This window comes from Pseudomonas sp. HMSC063H08, from assembly GCF_001813645.1.
Lineage (GTDB): Bacteria > Pseudomonadota > Gammaproteobacteria > Pseudomonadales > Pseudomonadaceae > Pseudomonas > Pseudomonas aeruginosa.
The window spans coordinates 1-278 of record NZ_KV813356.1 but is presented as its reverse complement, the minus strand read 5'-3'; the positions used below and the strand labels follow the sequence as shown (position 1 = coordinate 278).

At 65.5% G+C, this 278-nt stretch carries 1 protein-coding gene; it reads right to left on the bottom strand.

What is annotated here, in order from left to right:
- On the bottom strand, positions 1-278 hold a 278-nt coding region (locus tag HMPREF2924_RS03940; protein ID WP_070700371.1), incomplete at both ends, for a TIGR03747 family integrating conjugative element membrane protein.

Here is a 278-nt window from a genome sequence, read left to right as displayed (position 1 = left end):
TTGATGCTGATGGGGATTGCCAGGTAGAGCGTCCAAGGGACGACCGCTAGCGGAATGATGCTGCCGCGCGCCTTGTGGTAGAGGTAGCTGGACTCCCGGCCGGCGCCGAACTTGCGCAGGTCCCGGCGCACCAGGCCGTCCACCAGGCCGGTGAACGCGGCCATCAGGAACAACGGGATCGTCATGACCAGGATCACCAGGCGCACGACAAATGTCAGCACCGTGTACAGCGCGGCCAGGCCGTAGTTCTGCAGCGTGGAGACGCCCTGGGCGGTGAG